This window comes from Terriglobus sp. 2YAB30_2 (assembly GCF_052114765.1).
Lineage (GTDB): Bacteria > Acidobacteriota > Terriglobia > Terriglobales > Acidobacteriaceae > Terriglobus.
Genome location: NZ_JBFRFJ010000016.1, coordinates 41,373 through 54,652 on the forward strand (window position 1 = coordinate 41,373; position 13,280 = coordinate 54,652).

At 57.2% G+C, this 13,280-nt stretch carries 5 protein-coding genes; all 5 read left to right on the forward strand.

The window, feature by feature from the left end; all coding sequences use genetic code 11:
- The first annotated feature begins 174 nt into the window (after positions 1-174).
- The 5 genes from AB4Y89_RS19860 (at position 175) to AB4Y89_RS19880 (ending at position 13,155) form a co-directional block, all read left to right on the forward strand.
- Positions 175-1,473, forward strand: a complete 1,299-nt coding sequence (locus tag AB4Y89_RS19860) for a trans-sulfuration enzyme family protein (protein ID WP_442302684.1) — start codon at positions 175-177, stop codon at positions 1,471-1,473.
- Positions 1,474-1,662: 189 nt separating this feature from the next.
- Positions 1,663-2,712: an alpha/beta fold hydrolase gene (locus AB4Y89_RS19865; RefSeq protein ID WP_442302685.1), complete on the forward strand. Its 1,050-nt coding sequence runs from the start codon at positions 1,663-1,665 to the stop codon at positions 2,710-2,712.
- Positions 2,713-2,775: 63 nt separating this feature from the next.
- Positions 2,776-3,468 carry a VOC family protein gene (locus AB4Y89_RS19870; RefSeq protein WP_442302686.1) on the forward strand — a complete coding sequence of 231 codons (693 nt, stop codon included), beginning with the start codon at positions 2,776-2,778 and terminating at the stop codon, positions 3,466-3,468.
- A gap of 404 nt (positions 3,469-3,872) precedes the next feature.
- Complete coding sequence (locus AB4Y89_RS19875) at positions 3,873-6,899, forward strand: two-component regulator propeller domain-containing protein (protein ID WP_442302687.1); 3,027 nt, start codon at positions 3,873-3,875, stop codon at positions 6,897-6,899.
- Between the two features lie 436 nt (positions 6,900-7,335).
- A complete protein-coding gene (locus AB4Y89_RS19880) occupies positions 7,336-13,155 on the forward strand; it encodes an Ig-like domain repeat protein (RefSeq protein WP_442302688.1) in 5,820 nt (1,939 codons plus the stop codon).
- The last annotated feature ends 125 nt before the right edge of the window (positions 13,156-13,280 follow it).

The window sequence follows — 13,280 nt, forward strand, 5'->3', positions numbered from 1 at the left end:
ATGACTCAAGACACGAGCGTGGGAGTATCGCGTTACGCGCGACTCATCCACCGCCTCATTGTTGAGCTGTAGCATCTGGCTCCATCGCGGTGGTGACGACATTTTCATTTCCGGGCTACGCTCGTAACATGTTCGTTGCCATGAGAAGGCTTTCGCAAAAAGAGGGAAATCCAGATGAGCCAGTCCGAAAGTAATGATCAGTCACAACCAGCCTACAAAAGCAGGCTGAGAGAACTTCATCCTTCCACCCGCGCCATCCTGGCAGGATACGCTTCTAAATTTTCTGAACGCTCTGTGAAGCCACCGCTCTTCAGAACTTCGACTTTTGAATTCAGTAATGCTGAAGAGGGCCGTCAGTTTTTCCAACGTGCTTACCATTTGCCCGACGACGATGGAAAAGAGCCCGGATTGATTTATTCGCGCCTCAACAATCCTAACGTCGAGATCTGGGAGGACAAGATGGTTGCCATCGAGAATGGAGCTGCGTTTGCTGCGGCCTTCCCTTCCGGCATGAGTGCCATCAGCACAACGCTGCTTGCGCTATTACCTGTCGGCGCGCGAATACTCTATACCGATCCGGTCTATGGAGGGACATACTTTTTCTTAAAACACTTTGGAGAGCGATTCGGTTATTCGGCGCATGCAGTAGATACGAGTGACTTGTCCGCCGTCGAATCGGTATTAGACAACTCTCCCCAACCGTACGACATGGTTTTCCTCGAAACTCCCTCTAACCCGAGTATGACGATTACGGACATTCAAGCTATCGTCCAATTGATCAGGACCCGCAACGGTGCCAAGACGTTGATTGCGGTCGACAATACCTTTCTTGGTCCCGTGTTTCAACATCCATTTCTGCAAGGGGCTGATCTCGTCTTTTACTCGGCGACCAAGTTTCTTGGCGGACACAGTGATCTGATCGCGGGTATCGTACTGGCTGGGGAAGGGCGTGGCAAAGATCTCATTGGAGCCATCCGCGACTTCCGGACAATCCTCGGCGGAACTCTGGCCGCAGACACCGCATGGATGCTTACTCGTTCCTTGGAAACATGCTGGTTGCGAATGGAGCGACAAGCGGAAAAGGCTACTAAAGTAGCGACTGCCTTGACACATCATCCTAAAGTCGAGCGAGTACTGTTCCCGGGCTTGCTCAGCGAGAATGACGGTCCTTCTTATGCAACGTACAAGAAGCAATGCACGGGACCTGGATCAATGATCACCTTCTATCTTAAAGATGCGGGCTTCGAGGAAGCTTCACGTTTTCTAGATGCAGTGAAAATCTGTCATCTTGCCGTCTCGCTTGGAGGTACGGAATCTCTGATAGAACATCCGCGAACGATGACTCATTCGGATATGAGCGACGATGATCTCGAGCGATGCAAAATAACCAACTCCATGATTCGTCTCTCCGTCGGACTGGAAAGCTCAAAGGATCTTGTACGCGACCTATTTGATGCACTCGATCAAATTTGATTGCTTTCTCGAACCCGATTCGAGCCAAGCTCGGTTTGCCGATTCAATCTCCATTGGAATACTTCCTTTCCCAACGGGACCAGGGCTACGACCTTGCAGAGCATCTCCGTGCGTGCCGACAATCTCTTGCAACGAAGGGCTCCAGGCGGCATCCATCCATATGCAAGGCTTATCAAAAGGAGATTTACCGTGCAACAGGAAGTAAACAAGCTGTCTCGCAGACGCATGTTGGGAGTTGGACTCTCTGCCGGGGCAGCGCTGTTAGGAGAACTGCCGCTCTTCGCCAAAGAAAATGAGATGCCGCCGGCGCCAAGTCCATCTGCGGCTGCCGCGCAGAGCACAACGTTTGACTCGCTCAAAGAAATAGATGCGGGCCTACTTCGTGTGAGCTACGCCGAAGTTGGACCTTCCAATGGAAAACCGCTCCTTCTTCTGCACGGCTGGCCGTACGACATTCACAGCTTTGTAGATGTTGCTCCACGGTTAGCGGCGGAAGGCTATCGGGTCATCGTACCTTATCTCCGTGGCTATGGTTCGACGTGGTTTCTCTCTGCGGAGACGGTTCGCAATGGTCAGCCTTCCGCTCTGGCGAGTGACATCGTGGCATTGATGGATGCGCTTCACCTCGATAAGGCCGTTCTAGCAGGATTCGATTGGGGCGCCCGTACCGCGGACATCGTCGCCGCGCTGTGGCCAGAACGCTGCAAGGCGCTCGTTTCCGTCAGCGGCTATCTCATCGGTAGCCAGGAAGCCGGTAAGATGCCTCTGCCTCCGAAGGCAGAGCTCGAATGGTGGTATCAGTTCTACTTCGCAACGGAGCGCGGGAGAGCAGGGTATGAGCGATATCGGAAAGAGTTCGCAAACCTCATCTGGAAGCTCGCCTCACCGAAATGGAACTTCGACGATCAGACCTTTGACCGTAGCGCAGCCTCCTTCGACAATCCCGACCATGTCGCCATCGTCATCCATAACTACCGCTGGCGGCTTGGACTTGCCGAAGGCGAAAAGAAGTACGATGATTTCGAAAAGCAACTGGCACAGGCCCCTTCGATTCGCGTTCCAACCATTACGTTGGAGGGTGACGCCAATGGAGCTCCGCACCCGGACCCTGCGGCCTATGCCCATAAATTCTCTGGCAAATATCAACACCGGAATATAACGGGCGGTATCGGTCACAACCTTCCGCAGGAAGCCCCACAAGCTTTTGCACAGGCGGTGCTCGACGCTGACCGAATGTAAGGCGGGAGTACGAACACCCAGGGCCACTGGAATGATCCCTCACCGATTTGGAAGGAGAAGCATATGGCAAGCTCAGTTCAAGAAGTGTCCAGCAACGCGGCCGTGAGCGCGGCAAGCGTGAAGCAGGTCGACATGAAGTTCGAAATCGTCGTTATTCCGGTTTCCGACGTCGGTCGGGCAAAGGAGTTCTACACCAAACTCGGATGGCGGCTCGATGCCGACTTCGCGAAGGGAAACGACTATCGTGTGATCCAGTTCACGCCGCCTGGATCCGGCTGCTCAATCATCTTCGGTAAAAACGTGACCGCTGCGGCGCCAGGGTCGGCGAAGGGGCTATACCTGATCGTCGCTGACCTTGCTGCAGCCCGTAGCGAGCTGCTTTTTCGCGGTGTCGCGGTCAGCGAGATCTTTCACGGTGGGGCCGATAACTACATCGGTTCAGACGAGCCTTATCTCTTCGGGAGCAATCGAGTCCCCGGCCCAGACCCAGCACAAAGCAGCTATCGTTCCTTCGCCTCGTTCCAGGATCCGGACGGGAACGAATGGCTCTTCCAGGAGATAACAACGCGCCTGCCAGGCCGAGTTGCAGGCGACACCAGCTACGCCTCGACGACTGACCTTGTCAGTGCATTGCGCCGCGCCGCTGCAGCGCACGGAAAGCATGAGGAGCGGACAGGCCAGGCAGATGCGAACTGGTATGACTGGTACGCCCTGTACATGGTCCGGGAACAGTCTGGAGAACCACTACCGGAGTAAGACGCTGGCGGATATCTCGCCGAAAACTAACCAGCCGGAAGGCAGGTGTGTTCCGTCTCATTGGGGACGGCAGACCGCCGACCGGTTGGCCTTCCCAGATCAAATTTCGAAAACAATGATGCAATGTGATATCACCATCGATGATGGTGTTGTCTGTGCATATTTGAAGTCCTTTGAAGAAGGGTCAGATTCATGGCTCCCCTGGTCCTATCTATCGCCTGACTTTCTTTTCCAACTCCCAGCAAACCAACCGTGTCCGAAACTCCGAGAGTGCGATTGTGGCCAGAACAGCTCGCTGCCGCGTGGCCGTGAAATCAAAAAAGAGCTATTCATTCTTACTCTTCGCCTTGATCTTCCTCGTGGCGATATCTCCGGTTTTCCTGTTGCAAGCTCAGCCTTTGCGGATGCCGCAATCGGGAGATGGCGGCCAGGAGCTAAGGAACTTTCATCACACGGCGTGGTCCTCTGAAAGTGGTTTAGGCGCAGTCTTCGACATTCAGCAGAGCCGGGACGGCTATCTATGGCTGACGACCTCCAAGGGAGTCTTTCGTTTTGATGGAGTTCGTTTTGAGTCGGCGGATGCAATCACCGCCGGAGCCGCGCAAAACGCGGAACTGAACTCGGTGTTCGTGGCCTCTTCCGGAGATGTCTGGTTCAGGACGCGGGCACCTGGACTGCTTCTTTGGAAAGACGGAAAGCTATCAGCCTTTCCCGGTAATGGCTGCACGCCAGGACTGCTGACAGGTTCCACCGTCGAGGATCGTGATGGGACGTTATGGGTCGCCGGCTCGGCTGGCCTCTTTCTTGTCCGTGATAACAGATGCGAGCTGGTCAGCAGCCGCTATGGTCTTCCCAGCGGCTTTCCTTCCGCCATCGCGATCGATGGCGCCGGCGCCATCTGGCTGAAGATGCCGTCTGGGAAGCTCCTTTATCTTCCGCGCGGCGGCAGCAAATTCATCGTCAGTCCCCATGGAGAAGGACCGGTCGGAGACTTTGCATACCTTCATGAGGGGCCGAACGGCTCCATGTGGCTCTCCGATGAGCTGGGGCTGCGGCGAGTATCAGAGGATAGTTCCACTTCAAACGCACCATCGCAACGCCGCTCTCAACTACCCAAACGCTCGCGTTTCGGTAACTTCACCTTCGATAGCAATGGCACACTTTGGGCAGCAAGCGGCAACGGAATCCTGCGCGTTCCAGCGCCAGAGAAAAGCCCAATCGATGTGAGTGTCGATCCGGCAAGCGGTCAGCGCTTCACCGTCGCTCAGGGACTCAGCTCCGACGTTGTATGGAAGCTCCTCGCGGATCGCGAAGGTAGCCTTTGGATCGCAACCAACTCTGGACTGGATCAGCTTCGGCGAAACCTGATCTCGCAGTTGCCAACACCCCCAGCCAGCGAACATCAGTTCGCTATCGCGATTGGCGACAACCAGAACGTCTGGATTGGCAGCCGGGCGATGCCGCTGACGGAGGTCTTCTTCGACGGCAGAAACAGGACACTCCCCGAGACCGGCCAGGTCATCGCCGTTCGCCGCGACTTTAAAGGCGGTATCTGGTCCTCCGGTCTGGGGAAGCATCTGCTCTGGAAGGTCTATGCCGATCATCTTGAGCCGGTCTCTTACCCGAATGATGACCGAGAAGTCGTTGCCTCGATCGCACTCGACAAGAACAACGAACTCTGGCTTCTGACATTCGGCCAAAATGTCTACCGGCGCGTCGGCCAGACCTGGGTCAATCAGAACGTTGCGCTCGGCCGTGAGCCCGGCATCCTGGGCACCATGGAAAGTGATCCCGCAGGCAATATCTGGTTCGCATTTTCAAATCATGTGGTGGAGTGGGACGGAAACAGCTACCAGAAGTACACCTACTTCGGAAAGAACCGCTTCCCGAACGCGCTTACGGTTAAGGGAGAACATGTCTGGCTTGGTTCTGAGACTGGCGTGCAGCTACTCAGTCGCGGCGAGTTCCGCATCATGCAATGGAACGATGCAAATCTGCCAGGACGCGTGTCGGGCATCGTGGAGACTAAGACAGGCGACCTTTGGATCAGCGGATTTTCCGGCATCGTCCACGTCAGAGCCGACGAGCTGGCAAAGTGGCTCGCGAATCCTGACTACGCCGTATCCGCCGAGAGCTTCGATACGCTGGATGGCCTTCCCGGTCTTGCTGCTGAACGATTTCCCGAGCCATCGCTGGTGGAAGCAGAGGATGGCCGTCTATGGTTTGCTACCACCAAAGGGATCGCATGGCTTGATCCAGCGTCGCTCGATCGCTCCTATAACCTGGTGCCGCCGACCGTTCTGATCAGTTCTCTGGTTGCTGGTGGACAAACTTACTCTCACCTGCAGAATCTCGTGCTTCCTCCAAAACATGGAAACATTGAGATCGGTTACACCGCGCTCAGCCTCAGGATTCCTGAGCGGGTGCAGTTTCGCTACAGGCTCGATCCCGTCGATACGGAATGGTCGGACGCGGGGACCAGGCGTCAGGCGTACTACACCAAGCTTCGGCCCGGGAACTATACCTTCCGGGTCATTGCAAGCAACGATCACGGCGTTTGGAACGAAACGGGCGCATCGTTCTCCTTCAGAATTCTGCCCGCCTGGTACCAGACGGCCTGGTTCGCAGTTCTATGTGGACTTGCGATCGTTCTGATCGTCTGGATGATCTACCGGCTGCGTTTGCGCCAGGTTGCGGCAACTTTGAGCGCCCGTTTTGACGACCGGCTGGCTGAACGAACACGGCTCGCACGCGAGTTGCACGATACCTTCCTGCAAACCGTACAGAGCAGCAAGATGATTGCGGAGGACGCCCTTCGTGAGGACACGGACGAAAAACGCAGGCAACAGACGCTCGAGAAGCTGTCGATATGGCTGGGGAGGGCAGTCGACGAGGCGCGGGCAGCGGTCCACTCTCTACGCGGCAGCACTACAGAGAAGAACCATCTTTCTGAAGCATTACAGCGGGCCGTCGAAGAACATGAGCGGCCGGCTTCCATGAGTGTTATCTTTTCCGCGGTTGGCGATGCCAGAGACATGCATCCGATTGTGCGCGACGAAATCTACCGCATCGCCGATGAAGCGATTCGCAATGCGGCTGCGCATTCCCGGGGAAGCCGTCTGGAAATCGAGCTTCGGTATGCAAACGATCTCTCCCTGCGCATCAAGGATAACGGCCAGGGGATCGATCCGGCTCTCCTGGCGGGAGGCCGGGAGGGACACTTTGGATTACAGGGGATGCGGGAGAGGGCCTCGCGAATCCGCAGCAAGCTGACGGTCGTAAGTTCCGCCAAGGCCGGAACCGAGGTGACGCTCGTTGTTCCGGGCACTGTGGTCTACCGCTACGAACATCCGACGCTGTTCCACAAGCTGAACAACACCGTCCGCCGGCTTTTCCACCCCTCCGGGGACGACGATATCCGACCTGACTGACGTTCGGGGAGCCGGACGAAAGGGCCGCACCCTTCCGGACATTTGGAGGGGTGCGGGCAATCTGCATCTGGTTAGAGCCTCTGGCGGGCTCTAGTTCATTAGTCGCGTATTTGCTTCGAGAAGGTTACAGATCCTCGCTGCACTAACGAAGCTACGTTTTAACAGCCCATAACGTCACCCATAACGTGTCCGGTTACGAAGCCGTGCGCGATTTTAAGTGCTTGAAATCAAAGGGAAATCGTTTTCCCGAACACCGGCTGAACTGTTTGGAACGTTGACGATCCGGCAGAACCATCGGGAGACTCGTCACGCAATACAGGGGACGTCTTTCCCGGCAATCACTGCAGTTTTAGGAAGTGCTCCAAAGGGAAACCACGGAGTGAAGGTGATTGTACGCACACACGCAGGGCCGTATGGAGGAGTGACAAACGTGAGAATGAGTGGAAAAAGACGGTTAGCGATCTGGTTGTGGTTCTTCTTTACCCTTTCATTGGAGCCGGGGCTGGCTCAGCCGGCTCTGACTTTTCAGCCGGAGATCATTACAACGATCGCCGGTACGGGAGCCGCGGGATATACCGGAGATGGCGGACCGGCAACCAGCGCTCTGATGTCGGGCGGTATTAAGGGGATTGTCGCCGATGCTTCCGGCGATGTCTTCTTTGTCGATGGCACCTACTGCACCGTACGCGTGATCTATGAAGGTGGGGCAACGGCAGCGCAGTTGATCGCCGCCGAGACCGGCGTCACCTCTCCGGTCGTCGGCAATATCTACGTGGTCGCCGGCATAGAAAATCAGTGCGGCACGCCGTCGAACGGCACCCTCGCTACAAGCACAAAGATCACCCCGAATACAGGTGGACTAGGAATCGACTCCGCCGGCGACATTTATGTCGCAGGGACCTCCTCGACAATATGGGTGGTCTATGCCGGCGGAACCAACACGGCCGGCACCAACCTCATCTCTCTTGAAGCGAGCGTCACCAACCCAACACTGGGAGCCATCTATCGCGTGGCGGGCAGCCGCACCAGCGCGAACGGCGGCGATGGAACCCTGGCGACCTCCAGCGCCGTCGGGCTCCATGGCATCGACGATATCAAGTTCGACTCCGTCGGCAACATGTACCTTGCGGACCAGGGGAATAATTCGATCCGGGAAGTGAGTGCCTCCACCGGGTTCATCAGCACCATCGCGGGAGGAGGCGGAACTGCTTCAGGCGCATCCGGCAATAGTGCAAACGGCACCGTCGCTTCTTCATCACTGCTGAACCAGCCCTATGCGGTAGCGGTAGATACTTCGAATAACGTCTACATCTCCGATAAGAACAACAACCTCATCCGGATGATCTATGTCGGCGGCAGCGCAGCGGCTGCGCTCATTACACTGGAAAATCCGACGATTACATCTCCTGTCCAGGGAAACCTGTACACCATCGCCGGAGGAGGCAGCACGCTCTCTCCCTATGGAGTACGGGCGACTACGGCAAAATTGAACGGCACCACAGGGTTGGCAACCGACCCGGCAGGCAACATCTATCTCGCCGTCAACGGATATAACGAGATCCTTGAAGTGAACGCGGCGACGGGCGTCATCTCCGTGGTTGCGGGCACTGGGACCGCTGGTACTGCGACGGGGACGAACGGAGATGGCGGCGTTGCCACAAGCGCTCTGCTGAGCGGTCCGCGAGGTGTCGCGGTCGATGCAGCCGGCCGCGTCTACATTACGGACTCCGGCAATCTCAAAGTGCGTCAGATGGGCCCGCAGGGGCTGCTGGTCTTTGCCGGGCAGGCTCCGAATACAACCAGCGCGGCACAGTCAGTGCTGCTCAGCAATGTGGGGAATACCACATTGAACTTTACCGGTGGCGCTCCGAGCATTGGCGGTACAAACGCGAGTAGCTTTGCTATCGCTTCGACTTCTTCCTCGAATGCCTGCAATTTCACCTCGCTGGCTCCGAGAGCAAACTGCACACTCGCGATCACCTATTCGCCGCAGGACAACAACGCGAGCTCGGCGGCTCTCTCCTTTGTGACCGATGGAGTGCTGTCGCCACAACAGATCCTGCTGCAGGCCGCGGCTCTGCCGGTGACAACCACCACCCTGCAGGCTTCTGTCAGTAGCGTAGTTATTGGAACCGCGATGACCCTGACAGCGACGGTTACCGGTGGCGCAAGCCCAAGCGGCACCATCTCGTTCTATAACAACGGCAGTTCGCTGCTGGGCACAGCAACGTTGAATTCGTCTGGAGTAGCGACACTGACATACACGCCGTCTGCAACCGGCGCACTGTCCATTACGGCGACTTATCCCGGAAATACATCGAATGCAGGCTCCATCTCGAACACGGTTGCGGTGAACGTCACTGGCAGCGCGACGTCGACGGCTTCGGTCGCGGCTTCTCCTGCAACCATCAACCAGGGGCAGAACGTAACCTTCACCGCTACCGTATCGGGCAGCGGAACAGTGCCGACAGGAACGGTCGCTTTCTACGACGGCACCACCCTGCTTGGCAGCGTTGTACTGAACTCTTCCGGAACGGCGGTTCTATCGACGACAGCCGTACCGGTCGGCCTCAACAGTGTTCGCGCAAGTTATCCCGGCGATGCCACTTATGCCGCCTCGTCGTCCACTGTCTCCGTTCAGGTATATGGAGTACCGACCGTAGCCCTCACGCCATCATCGGCCTCGTTGAATCTTGGTGTGAAAGAGACGCTGACAGCCACAGTATCCGGAGCGGGCGCTACCCCAACCGGTACGGTGACTTTCTACTTCGGAAGCACGGTCCTCGGTACTGGAACATTGACCGGCGGTATCGCAACACTTTCTACAACAGCACTCCCCGATGGGTCCGATGTTCTGACGGCAACCTATAGCGGAGACAGCAGCTATACCGGCGGCACGTCTCCGGCGATTACTGTGACCGTCTCAGGCCGCGCCTTTGTGCATCCCGGCGGGCTGCACACCCAGGCCGACTTCGACCGCATGGCAGCGCAGGTGGCCGCCGGAGCACATCCCTGGATCGACGACTGGAATCTGCTCATCACCGATTCACAGGCGCAGAGCACCTACGCAAACCGCGCGACGGCAAATATGGGAAGCAGCCGTCAGAATGCTGATCTCGATGCCCATGCCGCGTATCTGAACGCTCTCCGCTGGCGCATCTCCGGTGACACGGCTTATGCAGAGGAGTCGAAGAAGATTCTGAACGCATGGGCATCGAAGGTGAACCAGGTACCGACAGGCACCGATATCCCGGGTCTGATGGGTATCGCGATCCAGGACTTCGCTCTCGCAGGCGAAACCCTGCGCGGCTACTCTGGCTGGTCCGATAGCGATTTCTCTGCCTTCCAGAATATGTTCACCAACTACCTCTATCCGGTGGTCAATGACTTCCTCACCAGACATAATGGTGCGACCATCGATCACTACTGGGCGAACTGGGATGCATGCAATATTGGCGCCCTGATCGCCATGGGCGTGCTCAATGACAACACCGACTGGTTCAACCAGGGCGTTGCCTACTATCAGAATGGAGCAGGGAACGGCGCGATCAATCACGCCGTCTGGACGCTCTATAACGATGGAGCACTGGGCCAGTGGCAGGAGGCGGGCCGCGACCAGGAACATGCTCAGCTTGGTGTAGGCTTGCTTGGCTACGCGGCGCAGACAGCATGGAACCAGGGTGTCGATCTCTTCAGCTACAGCAATAACCGTCTTCTGGCTGGAGCTGAATATGTGTCGCTGTACAACATGAACCAGACTGTGCCATATACGTCCTACAACAACAGCGACAATGTGCTGCAGTACTACCCCTCCACCAACGGACGTGACCGTCTGAGCGATCGTCCAGTGTGGGAGCTGCTCTATAACCACTACAACGTTCTTCAGGGAGTAAGTACGCCCAACACGCAGGCGATGGCTCAGTTGCAACGGCCGGAGCATGGCAGCATCGATCACTTCGGGTATGGCACACTGACCTTCACTTTGAATGCTTCGGCGTCGGCGTATCCTCCGTCGCCTATACCTGCTGCACCAACCGGTCTAACCGCGACAGCCAGCGTAGGCCAGGTCTTCCTGAACTGGTCGACGACAGCGACTGCGAATGGCTACAACGTTCTGCGTTCCACGGACGGCGTGTCGTACACCGTGCTTGCCAGCCTTACACAAACCACAATGCCGCAGTACATAGACGCGAGCGTGACTAATGGCACGGCCTATTCCTATGAGGTGCAGGCGGTCAACCAATCAGGAGCCAGCGCGACATCAACCTCTGCCAGTGCTACTCCCATGAGTGCGGGATCGTTGCCGACAGGTTGGTTGGATGCGGACATCGGCGTCGTGCAGGTTCCTGGCAGTGCGCAGTATGCCACGGCAGCGAACAACACGTTCGTGGTCACCGGTCAGGGAAGCGGGATCGGAGGCGCCGCTGATTCGCTGCACTATGCCTATCAGCAGGTCACGGGGGACTTCACACTGACCGCGCGCCTGTTCGGTGAGAGCGGAACGTTGAGCAACACCGGCCTGATGATGCGGGAAACGCTGGATGCCAATGCTGTTGCAACGGCGATGGTTTTGGGATCGACCGGCGGCCGCATCGCACAGATGGGAGGACGGGCGACGACAGGCGACACCATGACCTGGAAATCCGGCAACCAATACACCTGGATACCGGTATGGCTCCGGCTGGAGCGTGCAGGCAATGTCTTTACTGCTTCGCAATCGTCTGACGGTGTGACGTGGTTTGTCGTCGATACCCGCACCATCAACATGGCAAGTACCTACTACGTTGGTCTTGCGGCATGCTCGGGCGACATCACCACCTACTCCACAGAAACCAGTAAGTTCGACAACGTGAGTTTCATTACCGGGTCGGAGCCTGCCTTGACCGTCACCGCAGCCTCTTCGACCATCACCTATGGCCAAACTGTGCCAGCTTATACGCCTGGCTACAGCGGGTTTGTGAACGGAGACACGGCGTCCATCCTGAGTGGCACGCCGTCGTTGACCACGAGTCCGGCTACTCCAACCGATGCCGGCTCGTACACCATCACGGCTGCGGTAGGAACGCTCAGTGTGGCGAACTACAGCCTGCACTTTGTAAACGGGACACTGACTATACAGCAGGCCGCATCTACCGTGGCCCTTGCTACAAGCTCTAACCCTGCGGCACAAGGAAAGACCGAGACATTGACGGCGACGGTCACCGGGGCAGGGCAGCCCGGTGGCTCCGTCGCCTTCAGCGCGGGCTCCTCTGTGTTGTGTACCGCAGCAGTGAGCTCGTCAGGAGTCGCAACCTGTTCCTTTGTGCCAACAACCTCTGGCAACGAAGTGATTACGGCTCAGTATGGTGGAGATACCAACCACCTTACCGGCTCGGCAAGCCTGACGTTGGGTGTCTACGACGCGGCTGTCACGCTTCAGTTCGCAAGCACACAACTGACATATCCCGGTGCTACCAATGTCACCGCCTGTGTCACCGGAGCTACGATGGCAACGCCTACCGGAACCGTTCAGATCGTAGACGGAGTCGCCTCGCTTACCACGTTGTCGCTGCAAGGGAATGGATGCGCCTACTGGTACATCTCACCCGGGCTGGCAGCGGGCACACACACCTTCACCGCGGTCTATTCCGGCGACGGAAATAATCCTGCAGGCACGTCGGCGCAAACCACAGTGAATGTCACTCCGGTTCCGGTTACCATGGGCGTCTCCTGTTGGAATGGATCTTCGCCTTACGGTTCCAACTATCAATGCACGGTCAACGTGAGCTCGAATGCGGGCACACCACAGGGTGGGATCAACTATAGCCTCGACGGCGGTGCGGCGGTATCTGTTCCGCTGAGCGGCGGCAGTGCGGGCTTTACCCTGACAAAGCCCGTGGCGGGCAGCCACACGGTCGTCATCAGCTATCCACCGCAAACCAACTACGGTGCAGCGACTCAGACGCAGAGCTTCACGATGACCGCAGCGCCGGTGAATGTATCGCTCACACCTTCGAGTTGGTACGCAAGCGCGGGAACAAGTCTGACGTTTGCAGCGGCAGTAACATCCTGGAGCGCAGGGCCGCCGGCCGGCGTCGGTTCAGTCTCCTTCTACGACGGCAGTACGTTATTGGCGACTATCGCAGTCGACAGCAATGGACGAGCCGCCTACACAACCTCCAGCCTGACGGTTGGCAGCCACACCATTACGGCCACATATAACGGAGCCAACTACGCCTCAGGCTCCGGAAGCGCAACCATCACGGTCGCACAATAAGAGCCTACTCAGGCAATACACTCGTTGCCCCATTCTTTCGCGTAGCGAAAGGGTGGGGCCCCCGACGAACTTGTTCGTTGGGGTAACAACGGTGGGGCCCCCGACGAACTTGTTCGTTGGGGTAA

Excerpts from the sequence above, each read along its gene's own strand:
- AB4Y89_RS19860 (WP_442302684.1), top strand. The coding sequence starts at position 175 with ATGAGCCAGTCCGAAAGTAATGATCAGTCACAACCAGCCTACAAAAGC.
- AB4Y89_RS19870 (WP_442302686.1), top strand. The coding sequence starts at position 2,776 with ATGGCAAGCTCAGTTCAAGAAGTGTCCAGCAACGCGGCCGTGAGCGCG.
- AB4Y89_RS19875 (WP_442302687.1), top strand. The coding sequence starts at position 3,873 with ATGCCGCAATCGGGAGATGGCGGCCAGGAGCTAAGGAACTTTCATCAC.
- AB4Y89_RS19880 (WP_442302688.1), top strand. The coding sequence starts at position 7,336 with ATGAGTGGAAAAAGACGGTTAGCGATCTGGTTGTGGTTCTTCTTTACC.